Here is a 19040-nt window from a genome sequence, read left to right as displayed (position 1 = left end):
CCGTGCCGCGTCCGAAGCCGCTCCCACGAGGAGGTGCCGTCATGACGGTCATGGAGCAGCGAGGGGCCTACCGGCCCACGCCGCCGCCCGCCTGGCAGCCCCGCACCGACCCTGCGCCGCTGCTGCCCGACGCGCTGCCCCACCGCGTCCTCGGCACCGAGGCGGCCGCCCAGATCGACCCGGCCCTGCTGCGCCGTCTGCACGCGGAGCTGGTGCGCGGCCGCCGCTACAACGTTCAGGCCACCGCCCTCACCAAGCAGGGCCGTCTCGCCGTGTACCCCTCCAGCACCGGGCAGGAGGCCTGCGAGGTCGCCGCCGCGCTCGTGCTGGAGGAGCGCGACTGGCTGTTCCCCAGCTACCGCGACACCCTCGCCGCCGTCGCCCGCGGCCTGGACCCCGTCCAGGCCCTCACTCTGCTGCGCGGCGACTGGCACACCGGCTACGACCCGCACGAGCACCGCATCGCACCCCTGTGCACCCCCCTCGCGACCCAGCTCCCGCACGCCGTGGGCCTCGCGCACGCCGCCCGCCTCAAGGGCGACGACGTGGTCGCGCTCGCCCTGGTCGGCGACGGCGGCACCAGCGAGGGCGACTTCCACGAAGCGCTGAACTTCGCCGCCGTGTGGCAGGCGCCCGTCGTCTTCCTCGTGCAGAACAACGGATTCGCCATCTCCGTGCCGCTCGCCAAGCAGACCGCCGCCCCGTCGCTGGCCCACAAGGCCGTCGGTTACGGGATGCCGGGCCGCCTGGTCGACGGCAACGACGCGGCGGCCGTGCACCAGGTCCTGAGCGAGGCCATCGCCCACGCGCGCGCGGGCGGCGGTCCCACCCTCGTCGAGGCCGTGACGTACCGCATCGACGCCCACACCAACGCCGACGACGCCACCCGCTACCGCGGTGACTCCGAAGTCGAGACCTGGCGCCGGCACGACCCCATCGTGCTTCTGGAGCGCGAGCTGACCGAGCGCGGTCTGCTCGACGAGGCCGCCCTGCAGGCGGTGCGCGACGACGCCGAGACGATGGCCGCGGACCTGCGCGAGCGCATGAACATGGACCCGGTGCTCGACCCCATGGATCTGTTCGCCCATGTGTATGCCCAACCCACTACTCAACTGCTTGAGCAGGAGAGCCAGCTGAGAGCGGGGCTGGACGCCGAGGCGGACGGCTCGCACGGAGCGGGCCCGCACGGCCCGGAAGGAGCCGGGCGATGACGACCGTTGCCCTCAAACCGGCCACCATGGCGCAGGCGCTCGGTCGCGCACTGCGCGACGCCATGGCCGCCGACCCGGCCGTCCATGTCATGGGCGAGGACGTCGGCACTCTCGGCGGCGTCTTCCGGGTCACCGACGGGCTCGCCAAGGAGTTCGGCGAGGACCGCTGCACGGACACCCCGCTCGCCGAGGCGGGCATCCTCGGCGCGGCGGTCGGCATGGCCATGTACGGCCTGCGGCCGGTCGTGGAGATGCAGTTCGACGCGTTCGCCTACCCGGCGTTCGAGCAGCTGATCTCGCACGTGGCGAAGATGCGCAACCGCACGCGGGGCGCGATGCCGCTGCCCATCACGATCCGCGTCCCCTACGGCGGCGGCATCGGCGGAGTCGAGCACCACAGCGACTCCTCCGAGGCCTACTACATGGCGACCCCGGGTCTCCATGTGGTCATGCCCGCGACCGTCTCCGACGCCTACGGACTGCTGCGCGAGGCCATCGCCTCGGACGACCCGGTCGTCTTCCTGGAGCCCAAGCGGCTGTACTGGTCGAAGGATTCCTGGAACCCGGACGAGCCGCCGGCCGTTGAGCCGATAGGCCGCGCGGTGGTGCGGCGCCCGGGCCGGAGCGCCACGCTCATCACGTACGGGCCGTCCGTACCCGTCTGCCTCGAAGCCGCCGAGGCGGCGCGGGCCGAGGGCTGGGACCTCGAAGTCGTCGATCTGCGCTCGCTGGTGCCGTTCGACGACGAGACGGTCTCGGCGTCGGTGCGACGGACCGGACGAGCGGTCGTCGTGCACGAGTCGGGCGGGTTCGGCGGCCCGGGCGGGGAGATCGCGGCCCGCGTCATGGAGCGCTGCTTCCATCACCTGGAGGCGCCGGTGCTGCGCGTCGCGGGATTCGACATCCCGTACCCGCCGCCGATGCTGGAGCGGCACCACCTGCCCGGTGTCGACCGGATCCTGGACGCCGTGGGGCGTCTGCAGTGGGAGGCGGACAGCTGATGGCACAGGTGCTGGAGTTCAAGCTCCCCGACCTCGGGGAGGGACTCACCGAGGCGGAGATCGTCCGCTGGCTGGTGGAGGTCGGCGATGTCGTCGCCGTCGACCAGCTCGTCGTCGAGGTCGAGACGGCCAAGGCGATGGTGGAGGTCCCCTGTCCCTACGGCGGCGTGGTCACCGCCCGCTTCGGCGAGGAGGGCACGGAACTGCCCGTGGGGGCACCGCTGCTGACCGTCGCCGTGGGCGCGCCGGACACCGGCGACGACGCGACGGACGACAAGGTCGACGAGGGCTCCGGGAACGTGCTGGTGGGTTACGGCACGGCAGCGCCCCCGGCGCGGCGCCGAAGGGTACGGCCCTCCGGCGGGACCGCCGCCGGTGGCCGACGGGCGGCCGGTGCGCCGGCGGGGGACGCGTCCCCCGCGGGCACGGGCACTTTGGCCGGCCGGCGTGAGCAGGGCCGCCCCGAGCCCGTCGCCGCCGCGCCGTCGGATGTCGCAGGCCCGGCGGAGGCCGCCCGGAACGGCGTCGGCGCCACGCGGGGTGACGGTCCCGTGCCGGTCATCTCGCCCCTGGTGCGCCGACTCGCCCGGCAGAACGGCGTGGATCTGCGGGAGTTGGAGGGCTCCGGTCCCGAGGGACTCATCCTGCGGGCCGACGTCGAGTACGCGATGCGCGCGGCGGCGACCGGTCGGCTGCGATCGTCCTCCGCCGTGGAGCCGCACCCCACCCCGGCGGCCGGGCTCGGCTCCGACGAGGCCTTCGCGGCGCCCTCGTACGACAGCGCGCCCGCTTCGGTGTCCTCGTACGCGGACATCACCTCGGTCGTGCCCGGTGCGGCCGACGTCTCCCGGGGCGCCACCCCGCAGGGTGTCCGTGTCCCCCTTCGGGGTGTCCGCGGTGCCGTCGCCGACAAGCTCTCGCGCAGCCGGCGCGAGATCCCGGACGCGACCTGCTGGGTGGACGCCGACGCGACGGAACTCATGCAGGCCCGCAGGGCGATGAACGCGGCCGGCGGCCCGAAGATCTCCCTGCTCGCCCTGCTGGCCAGGATCTGCACCGCCGCGCTGGCCCGCTTCCCCGAGCTCAACTCGACGGTCGACATGGACGCCCGCGAGATCGTCCGGCTCGACCAGGTGCACCTGGGCTTCGCGGCCCAGACCGAACGGGGGCTCGTCGTCCCCGTCGTGCGGGACGCGCACACGCGGGACGCCGAGGGGCTGAGCGCGGAGTTCGGCCGGCTGACCGAGGTGGCCCGGACCGGGAAGCTGACGCCCGCGGACCTCACGGGCGGCACCTTCACGCTGAACAACTACGGCGTGTTCGGCGTCGACGGCTCCACACCGATCATCAACCACCCCGAGGCGGCCATGCTCGGCGTCGGCCGCATCATCCCCAAGCCCTGGGTGCACCAGGGGGAGCTGGCGGTACGTCAGGTCGTCCAGCTCTCGCTCACGTTCGACCACCGGGTGTGCGACGGCGGCACGGCGGGCGGTTTCCTGCGCTATGTGGCGGACTGCGTGGAACAGCCGGCGGTGCTGCTGCGCACCCTGTAGTCCCGGCGGTCCGATCACCCCCGTCCACATGCTGTGCCCGGGGGTGGCAATGATCCTTCGGGCGCCCATACTCGGGGGATGACCGCGTACGAGTCCGAGGGCGCGACCGGGCGACCGGGCGCCTCCGGCCCGCCGGGCACCCCCGGTGCCGATGCCGTGTACGACGCCGTCGTGCTCGCGGGCGGTGCGGCCCGGCGGCTCGGCGGCGCGGACAAGCCCGGCGTCCGGGTGGGCGGCCGGGCACTGCTGGACCGGGTGCTGGCCGCGTGCGCCGGTGCCACCCGCACGGTGGTCGTGGCCGAACCCAGGGTCACCGCGCGCCCCGTGGAGTGGGCCCGCGAGGACCCGCCGGGCGGAGGACCGCTGGCCGCGCTGGACGCCGGACTGCGGCACACCACCGCGCCGAACGTCGTCGTGCTCTCGGCCGACCTGCCCTTCCTGGAAGAGGGGACGGTACGGCGCCTGCTGGACACCCTTCGGGACGACGGCACGCACCGCACCCCGCCCGCCGCCGGGAACGACCTCCCGGACCACGCGGGCGACCACCCCGGCTCCGGCCTCGGCCCCGACGGTGCCCGGACCGGCTCCGCGACCGTGCCGGAGACCGGCGAGCCCGTCCGGACCGGACCCGTCGGGGCTACCGGCGCGACCGGCGGGCATCGCGGCCACCCCGACGGCGTGCTCCTCACCGACCCCGACGGGCGCGATCAGCCCCTCGTGGCCGTCTACCGCGCGGACGCGCTGCGCCGTGAGCTGACCGTGCTCGCCGCCGCACACGGCGGACTGGGCGGACTGCCGCTGCGACGGCTCGTCGCCGCCCTCGACCTCACTCGTCTCTGCGACCCCGTCGCGTCCTTCGACTGCGACACCTGGGACGACATCGCCACCGCTCGAGCACGCATCAGGGAGCATGGGCACGTGTTGGATGAATGGATTTCCGCAGTCAAGGACGAGCTGGGCATCGATCTGGACGTCGACACCGGCGTTCTGCTCGACCTGGCCCGCGACGCCGCACATGGGGTGGCCAGGCCCGCCGCGCCGCTGACGACGTTCCTCGTCGGATACGCGGCGGCGCGGGCCGGTGGAGGACCGGAAGCGGTCGCCGAGGCCGCCCGCAAGGCCACGGCGCTCGCGCTCCGCTGGGCCGCCGAGGACACCCCCGACGCGAAACCGGACGCCGCCGACGGCGCGACGCCCGCCACCGACACCGGACCGGACGCCGGATGACCGCCGCCCGCTCCACCCGGGACAGCCAGGACGCCGACGACTTCGACGTCGAGGAAGCGCTCGCCCTGGTCAAGAAGGCCGGTGCCCGCGCGCCCGGTGAGCCCGGCAGAGCGGACAGCGCCGACCCGGCCCTCCAGGCAACCGACCAGGCGGCGGTCCCCGCGCCCAACGCGCAGGACGGCGGCAAGGGCGGGCACACCCATCACCGGGCCACCCCGTGGCCCGAGGCCCGGGCCGTCGCGGAGCGGGCCGCCCGCTCCGTGCCCCGCCGCACCCCTCTCTCGGTCCCCCTCGACGCCTCACTCGGCCTCGTCCTCGCCGCCCCCCTGACCGCGCTCACCGACCTTCCCTCCTTCGACACCTCCGCCATGGACGGCTGGGCGGTCGCCGGACCCGGGCCCTGGGAGGTACGGGAGCACGGCGTACTCGCCGGGCAGGCGGCGCCGGAGCGGCTCACCGACGGCGAGGCGGTCCGGATCGCCACCGGGGCGCGCGTCCCGCGGGACGCGACCGCCGTCCTGCGCAGCGAGCACGGCCGCCTCGACGCCAAGGGGCGTCTGCACGAGAGCGACGTTCAGGCACCCGGCTCCGCGCGGTCACGGGGGACCCGCGTGGTGGCGCACGGGCAGGACATCCGCCCGCGCGGCCAGGAGTGCCGCAGCGGCGACCAGCTGTTGCCGCTCGGAGCGCTGGTCACCCCGGCCGTGCTGGGTCTCGCGGCGGCCGCCGGGTACGACACGCTCGCCGTCGTTCCCCGCCCGCGCGCCGAAGTCCTCGTCCTCGGTGACGAGTTGCTCACCGAGGGACTGCCCCGGGAGGGGCTGATCCGGGACGCGCTCGGGCCCATGCTGCCGCCGTGGCTGCGGGCCCTCGGCGTCGAGGTCGTCGCGGTGCGCCGGCTCGGCGACGACGCCAAGGCGCTGCACAAGGCGATCACCGGCTCCCGGGCCGACCTGATCGTCACCACGGGCGGCACCGCGGCGGGCCCCGTCGACCATGTCCACCCCACGCTGCGCCGCATCGGCGCCGAACTGCTGGTGGACGGCGTCAAGGTGCGGCCGGGACATCCGATGCTGCTGGCCCGCACCCAGGAGAACCAGCACCTCGTCGGCCTGCCCGGCAACCCCCTGGCCGCCGTCTCCGGGCTGCTGACGCTCGCCGAGCCGCTGCTGCGCACCCTGGCCGGACGCGCGGCCCCGGAGTCGTACACGCTGCCTCTCAAGGAAGCGGTGCAGGGGCACCCGTACGACACCCGGCTCGTCCCCGTCTCGCTGCGCGGCGACCGGGCCGCGCCGCTGCACTACAACGGCCCGGCGATGCTGCGGGGCATCGCCGCCGCCGACGCGCTCGCGGTCGTACCGCCGGGTGGGGCGCGAGCCGGCCAGGAGCTGGAACTCATCGATCTGCCGTGGGCCACCGCGGGGATCGACGCGTGCTTCATCTGAGCCGGGCCGACGGCGGGATCGGCATGAATCCGAACGGGGTGTGTTTCACGTGAAACTTCCGGGCCAAGATGCGATCGCCCGCCAAGCGGACGAGCATCTCGTGACCCACCAGGTGAAACTGCCGCGGAAGGTCGTGGAGCGTCCGCTCCGGCAGGTCGCCAAGCGACTGGTGATTGCGTTGCTGGTGCTGGTCGCCACCGCGCTCATCGTCTGGTTCGACCGCGCCGGCTACACCGACAACTCGGACGGCAGCGTCGACCTGCTCGACGCCTTCTACTACGCGACGGTCACCCTCTCCACCACCGGTTACGGTGACATCACCCCGACCAGCGATATCGCCCGGCTCATCAACATCCTGATCATCACGCCGCTGCGGGTGCTCTTCCTGATCATCCTGGTCGGCACCACGCTGGAGGTCCTCACGGAACGCACCCGTGAGGAGTGGCGCCTGAACCGCTGGAGGGCGGCCTTGAGGGATCACACCGTCGTTGTCGGCTTCGGAACCAAGGGACGGTCGGCCGTCGAGACCGTCTGCGCGACCGGGCTGAAGAAGGAGCAGGTCGTCGTCGTCGACCCGAGTCCCCGGGTGGTGGACGCGGCGACGGCCGACGGATACGCGGGAGTGATCGGCGACGCCACACGCAGCGATGTGCTGCTGCGCGCCGAGGTCCACAAGGCGAGGCAGATCATCATCGCCACCCAGCGGGACGACACCGCGGTCCTGGTCGCCCTGACGGCCCGGCAGCTCAACCGCGGAGCGAAGATCGTCGCCGCCGTGCGCGAGGAGGAGAACGCGCCGCTGCTCAAGCAGTCCGGCGCCGACGCGGTCATCACCAGCGCCAGCGCGGCCGGCCGGCTGCTCGGGCTCTCCGTGCTCAGCCCCGCCGCGGGCATGGTGATGGAGGACCTGATCCACCAGGGCAGCGGGCTCGACATCGTCGAACGGCCGGTCATAAAGGCCGAGGTGGGCAAGGGCGTCCGCGAGACCACCGACCTGGTGGTCAGCGTCGTACGAGGTCATCGCGTGCTCGGGTACGACGATCCGGAGGTCGGCACCCTGCAGCTGATGGACCGGCTGATCACGATCGCGCGGGTCACTCGGAGCACCCACGTGACACCGGGCATCCGGCCCCTGCCGCAGGAGTAGCGGCCACCTCCCAGGAGTAGCGTCCCTCTCATGTACGCGATCACGATTCCTGAACCTGGTGGGCCCGAGGCGCTGGTGTGGGACGAGGTCCCCGATCCCGTGCCGGCCGAGGGCGAAGTGCTGGTCGAGGTGGTGGCCAGCGCCGTCAACCGTGCCGATCTGCTGCAGCGCCAAGGCATGTACAACCCGCCGCCCGGCGCGTCCCCCTACCCCGGACTCGAATGCGCGGGACGCATCGTCGAGGTCGGCACGGGTGTCCTGGGCTGGTCGGTCGGCGACGAGGTCTGCGCGCTGCTGTCGGGCGGCGGATACGCCCAGAAGGTCGCCGTTCCGGCCGGGCAGCTGCTGCCTGTGCCCGCGGGCCTGGACGTCGAGCAGGCGGCGGCGCTGCCCGAGGTGACCTGCACCGTCTGGTCGAACGTCTTCATGGTCGCCCACCTGCGCCCCGGCGAGACCCTGCTCGTGCACGGCGGCTCCAGCGGCATCGGCACCATGGCGATCCAGCTGGCGAAGGCCGTCGGCGCGAAGGTCGCGGTCACGGCGGGCACCAAGGAGAAGCTCGACTTCTGCGCGGAGCTGGGCGCGGACATTCTGATCAACTACCGCGAGCAGGACTTCGTCGAGGAGATCGAGCGGGCCACCGGCGGTGCGGGTGCCGACGTCATCCTCGACAACATGGGGGCCAAGTACCTCGACCGGAACGTGCGCGCCCTCGCCGTCAACGGACGGCTCGCCATCATCGGCATGCAGGGCGGCATCAAGGCGGAGCTGAACATCGCCACCCTCCTGAACAAGCGTGCCGCCGTCAGCGCGACCTCGCTGCGCGCCCGGCCGCTCAGTGAGAAGGCGGCGATCGTGGCGGCGGTGCGTGAGCACGTGTGGCCGCTGATCGGCTCCGGCCGCGTACGTCCGGTCGTCGACCGCAAGCTGCCGATGAGCGAGGCGGCGGAGGCGCACCGGGTACTGGAGGCGAGCGGTCACATCGGAAAGGTGCTGCTGGTCGCTTCCTAGCCACGTCGCACCCGCAGGGCCACGAAGGCCAGTCCCAGGCCGAGGCCTATGAGGATCAGGCCACTGCCCAGCGGCAGGATCTCCAGGACCGGCTCGGGCGGGGAAGCGGGGCCCACGACGCTCTGCTGGACGGGGACCGCGTCGTTCCGCGAGGGCTCGGGGGCCAAGCTCGGCTCCGTGAGTCCGGCGTCGGCGCCGGGACCGGTGTCCTCGGGGTCCGTGGCGTCCGGGGTGTCCTGGAGGTCCGGCTCGGTGCGGCCGGGCCGCGAGCGCCCCTCACCCGCGAAACTGCCCGCGCGGGAGGGGTCCGCCGTGGGGGTGGGCCTCGTCGGATCGGTGGCGGCGGGTCCTTCCGTCTCCGCGACGGCGGTCCCCCGGGCGACCGCAACGGCGGTTCCCCGGGCGACCGCGACGGCGGTCCCCCGGGCGGACGGAACCGGCGCGGCGGCGTACGAGGCGGTCCCGGAGCGCGCGGGGGCGGCGTACGCGAGGTGGCCGGCGCCGTTCAGCAGGGCGGCTGCCAGCAGCCCTGCCGTGGGCAGTGTGCGGAGCCATGGAGTCACGTCGGTGACCCCCTCCCGGTGCGGTTCGCCAAGACGGGTGCCGTGATCGACGGAACAAGCCTCACATGACGTCGTGATCCCGGCATCTCGACGGAAAGTGACCCCGCCCGCGCCCGTCGGAGGCCGTCGAACCACCCTCCGATCGCGAACTGTGCCCCCCGTACGTGGTGGATCACCGTGTACGGGGGGCACCACCGTGATGGAGTGCAGGGGTGCGAGAGAATGGCGGCATGGAGATGCCGAGGAACGAACGGTCGCCGGAGAACCCTCAGATCCTGGTTGTCGGCCAGGACGGAATGGCTCTCGGTGGCACCGGGGACGAGGACTCCCGCGAGATCCCGGTGACGGAGATGGTGGAACAGCCCGCCAAGGTGATGCGCATCGGCAGCATGATCAAGCAGCTGCTGGAAGAGGTGCGCGCCGCACCTCTGGACGAGGCCAGCCGGGTCCGGCTCAAGGAGATCCACGCGAGTTCCGTGAAGGAGCTGGAGGACGGTCTGGCCCCCGAGCTCGTGGAGGAACTGGAGCGGCTTTCCCTGCCCTTCACGGACGAGGGGACCCCCAGCGACGCGGAACTGCGTATCGCGCAGGCTCAGCTGGTGGGCTGGCTCGAGGGACTCTTCCACGGGATCCAGACGACCCTGTTCGCCCAGCAGATGGCGGCCAGGGCGCAGCTGGAGCAGATGCGCCGAGCCCTTCCGCCGGGTGTCGGCGGCCTGGAGGGCGACGAGGACCCTCGCACGGGAGGCCGTTCCGGCGGACCGTACCTGTAACCACGCAGGTCACCGATCCGCGCCTGTGACCACGCAGGTCACGCGGGTCACGATCCGTCCGTCACCCAGCGAATCAAGGTCACCCCGACCGAAACGGGCCCGGCACCGAAGTGCCGGGCCCGTTCCCGAATCCGCTGCCGAGCGTGCCCGGACCGCGCCGATGCTCAGGGGCGCTTCAGGAAGGGTCGCCCGAGGACACCTTGAGTTCGATCTCGGGCATGTTCTTCGGGTCGACGTCCGTTCCCGCCGAGGGGAACTGGTCCATGACCGTGTCCTCGCCGTACGTGTTCTCGTCGACGCGCTTGACCTTCATCTGCCAGCCGGCGGCCTGGAAGCAGGACTTCACCGACGTCAGGTTCTTGAAGTGGAAGTCCGGGACCTGGATCTTGTCCGGGTCGTCGTACGACTCCGACGCGTCGGTGCATTTGTCGGTGTCGATCGTCTTCGACGTGTCCGGACCCAGGTGCCCCGCGACCACGGAGGGCGACTTGCTGGCCTCGCCGCCGCCCTTGTTGTCGTCGTCGCCTCCGCCGCCCAGGGTGAGCGCCGTGACCAGGCCGCCGATCGCGAGCAGCGCGACGGCGATCGCGCCGATGACGACTCCCTTGCTGCTCTTGCCGCCGGAGCCGCCGGACACGGGTGTCGTGGGCTGGGGCGAGAGGTTGTAGGGCGGCGGGGTCGACGTGCCGTGCTGCGGGGAGTACGCGGAGGTCTGCGCCGGAGCCGGGTAGCCGCCCTGCTGTGGGTAGCCGTACGCGGGGGCGGGAGTCGGCGTGCCGTACGGGCCCGGCTGGTACGGCGTCTGTACGGGGCCGGGTGCCGGAGTGCCCTGCTCGACCGGCGGGAAGACGGCGGAGCCGACGCCCGAGCCGCTCGGCGTCTGGGCGCCCGGCACGATGCTCGGCGCGACCGCATGGAACGACTGGGCGACCCGCAGGCACTCGTCCCGCATGATCTCGGCGCTCGGGAAGCGCTCGTTAGGGTTCTTCTTCAGCGCGCGGGCGATCAGCGCGTCCACCGCCGGGGGCAGCGAACGGTTGACCGAGGAGGGCGCGACCGGCTCCTCCTGGACATGCGCGTAGGCGATGGCGAGCGGGGAGTCCGCCTCGAACGGCAGCCGCCCGGTGACCAGCTGGAACAGCATGATGCCGACCGAGTACAGGTCGGACCTGGCGTCGACGCCCCGGCCGAGCGCCTGCTCCGGGGAGAGGTACTGCGGGGTGCCGACGACCATGCCGGTCTGCGTCATGGAGGTGACGCCGGACTGCATGGCGCGGGCGATGCCGAAGTCCATGACCTTGACGACGTTGCGCTTCGTCATCATCACGTTGCCCGGCTTGATGTCCCGGTGGACCAGGCCCATCTCGTGGCTGATCTCCAGGGCCGCCAGCACGTCCGCGGTGATCTTCAGGGCCTTGTCGGCGGGCATCGCGCCGTACTGCTGGATGTCCGCGTCGAGGACCGAGCCGAGCGGGTTGCCCTCGATGTACTCCATGACGATGTACGGCGTCGTCATGCCGTCGAGGTCGTCCTCGCCGGTGTCGAACACCGAGACGATGTTCGTGTGGGTCAGCTTGGCCACCGACTGGGCCTCGCGGCGGAAGCGCTCGCGGAAGGCCTGCTCGCGGCCGAGTTCGGTGTGCAGGGTCTTGATCGCGACCTGACGGTCGAGCACCGAGTCGTACGCGAGATGCACCGAGGCCATACCGCCCTCGCCGAGCAGATCGCGCAGCTGGTAGCGGCCGCCGGCGACCGCACGCCCCGCGTACCGGCCCTGTGCGCCGTCCTGGCTCATCTTCTGCGTCCCCCGCGGCCTTGGTGATCGATTGGCTTATTCCGGGCCAAGTCTGCCCGAGGGCACTGACACGTCAAGCTCGGTGCCCGATCCGTGACCGTCTGCGAAAGAAGCGTCGCGGAAGCGTTACAGGTGGCGTACGGCCGGTACACGGAATTTGCGCGCACGGACCTGTGACGGGTTTGATGGCCGGTCCATCTCACGCTCATCTCGGACCGGCGCCCTGCGCGGAGCCTGTAGCGTGGCCCGACGGAGACCGTAACAACCACCGCGCAGACCGCGGGCAGAAACGACGGCGAGGACTGATGGCACAGCAGCAGCGCGCTCAGGGCCCGTCCGACCCCGAGGCGACTGGCGGCGGTATGTCAGATGCGCCGGAGATGTGGGGTAACGGCGGGCTGGTCGGCGACGGCCGATACCGGCTGACACGCAGACTCGGCCGGGGCGGCATGGCCGAGGTGTTCGCCGCCGAGGACGTCCGTCTCGGGCGGACCGTGGCGGTCAAGCTGCTCCGTTCCGACCTGGCCGAGGACCCCGTGTCCAAGGCCCGCTTCACGCGCGAGGCACAGTCGGTCGCGGGGCTCAACCACCACGCGGTCGTCGCCGTGTACGACTCCGGCGAGGACGTGGTCGGCCACGGCGTCGTCCCGTACATCGTGATGGAGATCGTCGAGGGCCACACGATCCGCGATCTGCTGATCAACGCCGAGGCCCCCGGGCCCGAGCAGGCGCTGATCATCGTCTCCGGTGTCCTGGAGGCGCTCGCCTACTCGCACCAGCACGGCATCGTGCACCGCGACATCAAGCCGGCGAACGTGATCATCACGGAGACCGGCGCGGTCAAGGTGATGGACTTCGGCATCGCGCGCGCCCTGCACGGCGCGCAGTCGACGATGACCCAGACCGGCATGGTCATGGGCACCCCGCAGTACCTCTCCCCGGAGCAGGCGCTCGGCAAGGCCGTCGACCACCGCTCCGACCTGTACGCGACCGGCTGTCTGCTCTACGAACTTCTCGCGCTGCGGCCCCCGTTCACCGGCGAGACGCCGCTGTCGGTGGTCTACCAGCACGTCCAGGACATCCCGGTGCCCCCGTCCGAGGTCTCGGACGGGGCCCCGCCGGAGCTCGACGGGCTCGTCATGCGCGCCCTCGCGAAGGATCCGGACGACCGGTTCCAGACCGCCGAGGAGATGCGCGGTCTCGTCCAGTACGCGCTGCAGATGCTGTACGACCAGGGCAGTCACACCGGCACCTGGAACACCGGCCCGGTCACCCTGCACGAGGGGCTGCACGGCCAGACGTCCGGCTTCGCCGGCACGACCGCGCTGCCGCACCCGGGTGACTCCGGAACGACGCAGATCCCGGCGCCGCTCATCCCGCCCTACCGGGGCGGCGGTGACGACGGCGGCTTCGAGGGGCACGGCAACAAGGGCGGCGGCCGCGGCAAGCTGTGGCTCCTCGCGGTCTTCGCCGTGATCGCGATCGCGGCGGGTGTCGCGCTGGCGCTCAACAACACCGGTGGCGGCGGGGGCGCGGGGACCGGCACCACGCAGTCGCCGACCAGCAAGCAGTCCGACAAGGGCGACGACCCCAGCGAGCAGCCCAGCGACGAGGCGACGGACAACTCCACGGACGACACCTCGGACGACTCGACCAACACCGGCGACAACACGGACTACCCGCCGTCGTACCAGCCGTCCCAGAGCGCCACCAGCCAGCCGCCGTCGTACGAGCCGACCGACAAGCCGACGAAGACGGCGTCGACGGCCCCTTCGCCGACCCCGCCGGCCGAGACACCGACGCCGACGCCGACGCCGCCGGAGGACACCGACCCCCCCGTCGAGGAGGGTGAGGGCGGCTGACCGTCCTCCCGGCGCGGTCCGAACGGATCAGGCCGCCGGGAAACGACTTCTCACGCGCGCGTGCGGCCCACCACGGGCTTCACGCGCGCGTGACGTTGGGCGTGCCGCGGGTCACCGGGTCTGCCGGAGCCCGAGTTCCTGGCCGCCGTCCGCGGAGTGCACGCTGGAGAACTGGGGGGCGATGCCGAGATAGACCGGCTCGAACGGCTCGCCGTCCACGAACCGCGGCGCGGGACCGAAGAGCTCCAGTTCGGCGGCGGTCGGCTCGACGGGCTCGCACCGGCCCACGACCTGCGCGGTCCACAGGCTCTCGCCCCGGCGCGCGGAGTTCAGGTTGTCGGTGCCGTACGCGACGACGCTGCCGACGCACGCGCGGTGGTATCCGCAGGCGCGGGGCATGCGCAGCAGGATGCGGCCGTCCACCACGATGTGGCGGGCGAGGCCGAGGAAGGGCAGCGCGCGCATGCTGGTGGCCACCCGGCCGTAGTCGGCGCGGCCGATGAGTTCCACGGCGCGTTCTTCTTCGGCGGGCCGCTCGGTCGTCGAGCGTTCGTCGATGGGCATACCGCCCAATCTCCGGCACCGGCGGGACGGGAAGAAGAGGCACCCGCCCCCCGAAGAGGGGCCAAAAGTCCCGAATCGTTCAGCGTTGCTGCTGTTCCGCCTGGATACGGGCCACATAGGCCGCCGCCTGCGACCGGCGTTGCATTCCCAGTTTGGACAGCAGGCTCGACACGTAATTCTTGATCGTCTTCTCGGCGAGGTGCAGTCGCTCCCCGATCACCCGATTGGTGAGCCCCTCGCCGATCAGGTCGAGGATCTTGCGTTCCTGATCGGTGAGGCGGGCGAGCCTGTCGTCGCTCTTGGCGCCGCCCCCGTCCCGCAGCCGCTCCAGGACGCGGGCGGTGGCCACCGGGTCGAGCAGGGACTTCCCGGCCGCGACGTCCCGTACGGCCGCGAGCAGCTCGGTGCCGCGGATGTCCTTCAGGACATAACCCGACGCGCCCGCCATGATCGCGTCGAAGAGGGCCTCGTCGTCGGCGTACGAGGTGAGCATCAGGCATTTGACGGCGTCGTCTCCGGAGCGGATCTCGCGGCAGACCTCCACCCCGCTGCCGTCCGGGAGACGCACGTCCAGGACGGCCACGTCCGGGCGGGTGGCCGGGATCCGGACCAGTGCGTCGGCCGCCGTGCCGGCCTCACCGACCACTTCGATGTCGTTCTCGAAGGAGAGAAGTTCGTGGACTCCGCGGCGGACGACTTCGTGGTCATCGAGGAGGAATACGGTGATTTTCCCGTTTTCACGCACGCTGTCAGTGTCACACACGATCATGGGCATTGCCCCAGGTGAACTCTTCCCGTGCCCGGGGTGCCCGGGATAACGTGCCGGTGTTCCGGCCCCCTGCAAGGCTGTGACCAGTGCTGTGACCAGCGACTGTTCCCGACCCGCTCGATCTAGTAGGTAATCCAACTTCCGAAGTACTTGGATTTCCTATCAAAATCGCAGGTCAGGAGGGGTTTCACAGAATTGTGAAGCACTGGGTAACGTGACTGTTGCAGGGCGCTCGCCGGGGCACCTGTCACGCCTGTTCCCGGCCGAGTGGCACCCACCCCGTGCACGGGTGCCGGAACAGGCGAGCCGCCCCCCGAGCTCAAACAGTGAGTGAGGGGGACCCCAGCCTGCCGGCAACCCCGGGGGCCGGACCGACGGAGGAGCACACGTGACCGTGGAGAGCACTGCCCCGCGCAAGCCGCGACGCAGCGCCGGTACAAAGAGCGCGGCGAGCGCCAGTACGACCGGTACCAAGAGCGCCGCGAGCAAGCGCACCGCGCCCGCCAGGAAGTCGCCCGCGGCGACGGGTGGCGAGCCGGAACTCGTTCAGCTGCTGACCCCGGAAGGCAAGCGGGTCAAGGACGCCACGTACGACCCGTACGTCGCCGACATCACCCCCGAGGAGCTGCGCGGCCTGTACCGGGACATGGTCCTGAGCCGCCGCTTCGACGCGGAGGCCACCTCCCTGCAGCGCCAGGGCGAGCTGGGCCTGTGGGCCTCGATGCTCGGCCAGGAGGCCGCGCAGATCGGTTCCGGCCGCGCCACGCGCGACGACGACTACGTCTTCCCGACCTACCGCGAGCACGGTGTCGCCTGGTGCCGCGGTGTCGACCCGACCAACCTGCTCGGCATGTTCCGCGGTGTGAACAACGGCGGCTGGGACCCGAACGGCAACAACTTCCACCTGTACACGATCGTCATCGGCTCGCAGACGCTGCACGCCACCGGCTATGCCATGGGCATCGCCAAGGACGGCGCCGACTCGGCCGTGATCGCGTACTTCGGTGACGGCGCCTCCAGCCAGGGCGACGTCCTGGAAGCCTTCAACTTCGGGGCGGTCTACAACGCTCCCGTGGTGTTCTTCTGCCAGAACAACCAGTGGGCGATCTCCGAGCCGACCGAGCGCCAGATGCGCGTGCCGCTGTACCAGCGCGCGCAGGGCTTCGGCTTCCCCGGCGTGCGCGTGGACGGCAACGACGTGCTCGCAAGCCTCGCGGTGACCCGCTGGGCGCTGGAGCGGGCCCGCAACGGCGAGGGCCCCACCCTGGTGGAGGCGTACACCTACCGCATGGGCGCGCACACCACCTCCGACGACCCGACCAAGTACCGGGCCGACGAGGAGCGCGAGGCGTGGGAGGCGAAGGACCCGATCCTGCGCCTGCGCGCCTACCTGGAGGCGGCGAAGTACGCCGACGAGGCATTCTTCGCGGAACTCGAGACCGAGAGCGAAGCGTTGGGCAAGCGAGTGCGCGAAGTCGTACGGGCCATGCCGGACCCGGACAAATTCGCCATCTTCGAGAACGTGTACGCGGACGGGCACGCGCTCGTCGACGAGGAGCGCGCCCAGTTCGCCGCCTACCAGGCGTCGTTCGCGGACGCAGGGGAGGGCAAGTAGCCATGGCGACGGAAAAGATGGCGCTGGCCAAGGCGATCAACGAATCGCTGCGCACGGCGCTCGACGCCGACCCCAAGGTCCTCATCATGGGCGAGGACGTCGGCAAGCTCGGCGGTGTCTTCCGGGTCACCGACGGTCTCCAGAAGGACTTCGGCGAGGAGCGGGTCATCGACACCCCGCTCGCCGAGTCCGGCATCGTCGGCACCGCGATCGGCCTGGCCCTGCGCGGCTACCGCCCGGTCGTGGAGATCCAGTTCGACGGTTTCGTCTTCCCGGCGTACGACCAGATCGTCACCCAGCTCGCGAAGATGCACGCGCGGGCCCTGGGCAAGATCAAGCTCCCCGTCGTCATCCGCATCCCGTACGGCGGCGGCATCGGTGCCGTCGAGCACCACTCGGAGTCCCCCGAGGCGCTGTTCGCGCACGTGGCGGGCCTGAAGGTGGTCTCCCCGTCGAACGCCGGTGACGCCTACTGGATGATGCAGCAGGCCATCCAGAGCGACGACCCGGTGATCTTCTTCGAGCCCAAGCGCCGCTACTGGGACAAGGCCGAGGTCAACAAGGACGCCATCCCCGGCCCGCTGCACAAGGCACGGGTGGCGCGCGAGGGCAGCGACCTCACCCTGGTCGCGTACGGCCCGATGGTGAAGGTCTGCCTGGAGGCCGCCGCGGCCGCCCAGGAGGAGGGCAAGTCGATCGAGGTCCTGGACCTGCGCTCGATGTCCCCCGTCGACTTCGACTCCATCCAGGCCTCGGTCGAGAAGACCCGCCGTCTGGTCGTGGTCCACGAGGCCCCGGTGTTCCTCGGGACGGGCGCGGAGATCGCGGCCCGCATCACCGAGCGGTGCTTCTACCACCTGGAGGCGCCCGTTCTGCGGGTCGGCGGCTATCACGCCCCGTACCCGCCGGCCCGCCTGGAGGACGAGTACCTTCCGGGCCTGGACCGCGTGCTCGACGCCGTCGACCGCTCGCTGGCGTACTGAGGAGAGAGTCGTGACGACGATGACTGAGAACGCGTCGGGACTCCGCGAGTTCAAGATGCCCGACGTGGGCGAGGGACTCACCGAGGCGGAGATCCTCAAGTGGTACGTCCAGGTCGGTGACACGGTCACCGACGGCCAGGTGGTCTGCGAGGTCGAGACCGCCAAGGCCGCGGTCGAGCTGCCGATCCCGTTCAACGGTGTGGTGGCCGGGCTCCACTTCCCCGAGGGCACGACGGTGGACGTCGGCCAGGTGATCATCGCGGTGGACGTGTCCGGTGGCGCGGCGCCCGCGCAGGCCGCCCCCGCCGCCGCGCAGGCACCCGCCGTCCCCGCCGCTCCCGTGGTGGAGGCGGCCCCCGAGGAGGAGGCCAAGCCCGAGGGCCGCAAGCCGGTCCTCGTCGGGTACGGCGTGGCGGAGTCCTCCACCAAGCGCCGTCCCCGCAAGGGCGCCGAGGTCCCGGCGCAGCAGAGCGAGACGCTCTACGCGGCCACCGCGATCCAGGGCGAGCTCAACGGCCACGGGCACGCCGCCCAGCAGCGGCCCCTCGCCAAGCCCCCGGTCCGCAAGCTCGCCAAGGACCTCGGGGTCGACCTGGCGACGGTCACCCCGTCGGGCCCGGACGGCATCATCACGCGGGAGGACGTGCACGCGGCCGCGGCCCCGGCACAGGCGCCGGCTCCGGTCGCCGCCCCGGCCCCGCAGGAGGCCCCGGCCCGCGTCCAGCCGCAGGCACCGGTTCCGGCCGCGTCGTACGACGGCGCGCGCGAGACCCGGATCCCGGTCAAGGGGGTCCGCAAGGCGATCGCCACCGCGATGGTGGGTTCGGCGTTCACCGCGCCGCACGTCACCGAGTTCGTGACGGTCGACGTGACGCGCACGATGCGCCTGGTCGAGGAGCTCAAGCAGGACAAGGACATGCACGGGCTGCGGGTGAATCCGCTGCTGCTCGTCGCCAAGGCCCTGCTGGTCGCGATCAAGCGCAACCCGGCCGTCAACGCGTCGTGGGACGAGGCCGGCCAGGAGATCGTCCAGAAGCACTATGTGAACCTGGGCATCGCCGCCGCCACTCCGCGCGGCCTGATCGTGCCGAACATCAAGGACGCCCACACCAGGACCCTGCCGCAGCTGGCCGAGTCGCTGGGCGAACTGGTGGCGACGGCCCGCGAGGGCAAGACCTCGCCGGCCGCGATGCAGGGCGGCACGGTGACGATCACCAACGTCGGCGTCTTCGGCGTCGACACGGGCACGCCGATCCTCAACCCCGGCGAGTCCGCGATCCTCGCGGTCGGTGCGATCAAGCTCCAGCCCTGGGTCCACAAGGGCAAGGTCAAGCCCCGTCAGGTCACCACGCTGGCGCTCTCCTTCGACCACCGCCTGGTCGACGGCGAGCTCGGCTCCAAGGTCCTGGCCGACACCGCCGCCGTCCTGGAGCAGCCCAAGCGGCTGATCACCTGGGCGTGAGCCGGTCGGCCGGAGGGATCTGAGTCCGGCCCGGAACGCGAAAGGGGCCTGCCGCGCAT

Annotated in this window: 16 protein-coding genes; 12 read left to right on the top strand and 4 right to left on the bottom strand. The window is 71.8% G+C overall.

Features of this window, described 5'->3' with window-relative positions:
• Positions 1-41 precede the first annotated feature (41 nt).
• From pdhA (ACFWBT_RS18080) to ACFWBT_RS18050, 7 genes are all read left to right on the top strand, one after another.
• A complete protein-coding gene (pdhA, locus tag ACFWBT_RS18080; RefSeq protein ID WP_385701259.1) occupies positions 42-1211 on the top strand; it encodes a pyruvate dehydrogenase (acetyl-transferring) E1 component subunit alpha in 1170 nt (389 codons plus the stop codon).
• The gene (locus ACFWBT_RS18075; protein WP_266760679.1) at positions 1208-2212 is read left to right on the top strand and encodes an alpha-ketoacid dehydrogenase subunit beta; all 1005 of its coding nucleotides are present in this window, start codon (positions 1208-1210) and stop codon (positions 2210-2212) included. Before pdhA (ACFWBT_RS18080) ends, ACFWBT_RS18075 begins: the two co-directional genes overlap by 4 nt.
• Complete coding sequence (locus tag ACFWBT_RS18070) at positions 2212-3765, top strand: dihydrolipoamide acetyltransferase family protein (protein WP_385701257.1); 1554 nt, start codon at positions 2212-2214, stop codon at positions 3763-3765. The genes ACFWBT_RS18075 and ACFWBT_RS18070 overlap by 1 nt, the downstream gene beginning before the upstream one ends.
• Positions 3766-3843: 78 nt before the next feature.
• Positions 3844-4992, top strand: coding sequence for a DUF6457 domain-containing protein (locus tag ACFWBT_RS18065; protein ID WP_385701256.1), 1149 nt, complete (start codon positions 3844-3846; stop codon positions 4990-4992).
• Complete coding sequence (locus tag ACFWBT_RS18060) at positions 4989-6437, top strand: molybdopterin molybdotransferase MoeA (protein WP_385701254.1); 1449 nt, start codon at positions 4989-4991, stop codon at positions 6435-6437. The genes ACFWBT_RS18065 and ACFWBT_RS18060 overlap by 4 nt, the downstream gene beginning before the upstream one ends.
• Positions 6438-6477: 40 nt before the next feature.
• Positions 6478-7584, top strand: a complete 1107-nt coding sequence (locus tag ACFWBT_RS18055; protein ID WP_385701251.1) for a potassium channel family protein — start codon at positions 6478-6480, stop codon at positions 7582-7584.
• 30 nt (positions 7585-7614) lie between these two features.
• Positions 7615-8595, top strand: a complete 981-nt coding sequence (locus tag ACFWBT_RS18050; protein ID WP_385701248.1) for an NAD(P)H-quinone oxidoreductase — start codon at positions 7615-7617, stop codon at positions 8593-8595.
• Here the strand turns inward: ACFWBT_RS18050 and ACFWBT_RS18045 are convergent.
• Complete coding sequence (locus ACFWBT_RS18045) at positions 8592-9158, bottom strand: hypothetical protein (RefSeq protein ID WP_385701246.1); 567 nt, start codon at positions 9156-9158, stop codon at positions 8592-8594. The two genes, ACFWBT_RS18050 and ACFWBT_RS18045, sit on opposite strands and share 4 nt — an antisense overlap.
• Before the next feature lie 230 nt (positions 9159-9388).
• Between ACFWBT_RS18045 and ACFWBT_RS18040 the strand changes: the two genes are divergently transcribed.
• A complete protein-coding gene (locus ACFWBT_RS18040) occupies positions 9389-9931 on the top strand; it encodes a bacterial proteasome activator family protein (RefSeq protein ID WP_037614800.1) in 543 nt (180 codons plus the stop codon).
• Between the two features lie 175 nt (positions 9932-10106).
• Here ACFWBT_RS18040 and ACFWBT_RS18035 read toward each other — a convergent pair whose 3' ends face one another.
• A complete protein-coding gene (locus tag ACFWBT_RS18035) occupies positions 10107-11726 on the bottom strand; it encodes a protein kinase (protein ID WP_385701243.1) in 1620 nt (539 codons plus the stop codon).
• Between the two features lie 305 nt (positions 11727-12031).
• Here ACFWBT_RS18035 and ACFWBT_RS18030 point away from each other — a divergent pair, with 305 nt between their 5' ends.
• Complete coding sequence (locus tag ACFWBT_RS18030; protein ID WP_385701241.1) at positions 12032-13588, top strand: protein kinase; 1557 nt, start codon at positions 12032-12034, stop codon at positions 13586-13588.
• 111 nt (positions 13589-13699) lie between these two features.
• On the opposite strand, the gene ACFWBT_RS18025 is transcribed toward ACFWBT_RS18030, so the two are convergent.
• Together ACFWBT_RS18025 and ACFWBT_RS18020 are read right to left on the bottom strand one after the other, a co-directional pair.
• A complete protein-coding gene (locus ACFWBT_RS18025; protein ID WP_385701238.1) occupies positions 13700-14152 on the bottom strand; it encodes a pyridoxamine 5'-phosphate oxidase family protein in 453 nt (150 codons plus the stop codon).
• A gap of 79 nt (positions 14153-14231) precedes the next feature.
• On the bottom strand, positions 14232-14897 hold the full coding sequence (locus tag ACFWBT_RS18020; protein WP_385701236.1) for a response regulator: 666 nt from the start codon (positions 14895-14897) through the stop codon (positions 14232-14234).
• 412 nt (positions 14898-15309) lie between these two features.
• Between ACFWBT_RS18020 and pdhA (ACFWBT_RS18015) the strand changes: the two genes are divergently transcribed.
• Genes pdhA (ACFWBT_RS18015) through ACFWBT_RS18005 form a run of 3 tightly spaced genes read left to right on the top strand, consistent with a single transcriptional unit; the run spans position 15310 to position 18981 of the window.
• Positions 15310-16536 (top strand): pyruvate dehydrogenase (acetyl-transferring) E1 component subunit alpha, encoded by a 1227-nt coding sequence (gene pdhA / locus ACFWBT_RS18015; protein WP_385701234.1) that lies wholly within the window; start codon positions 15310-15312, stop codon positions 16534-16536.
• Between the two features lie 2 nt (positions 16537-16538).
• Entirely contained in the window at positions 16539-17519 is a 981-nt protein-coding gene (locus ACFWBT_RS18010; protein WP_385701232.1) for an alpha-ketoacid dehydrogenase subunit beta, read from the top strand.
• Between the two features lie 10 nt (positions 17520-17529).
• Positions 17530-18981: a dihydrolipoamide acetyltransferase family protein gene (locus tag ACFWBT_RS18005; protein WP_385701230.1), complete on the top strand. Its 1452-nt coding sequence runs from the start codon at positions 17530-17532 to the stop codon at positions 18979-18981.
• Positions 18982-19040: the final 59 nt, after the last annotated feature.

Source organism: Streptomyces sp. NPDC060027, assembly GCF_042737005.1.
In the GTDB taxonomy this organism is placed as follows: Bacteria; Actinomycetota; Actinomycetes; order Streptomycetales; family Streptomycetaceae; genus Streptomyces.
The sequence above is the reverse complement of the archived record's forward strand: the minus strand, read 5'-3'. Positions and strand labels throughout refer to the sequence as shown.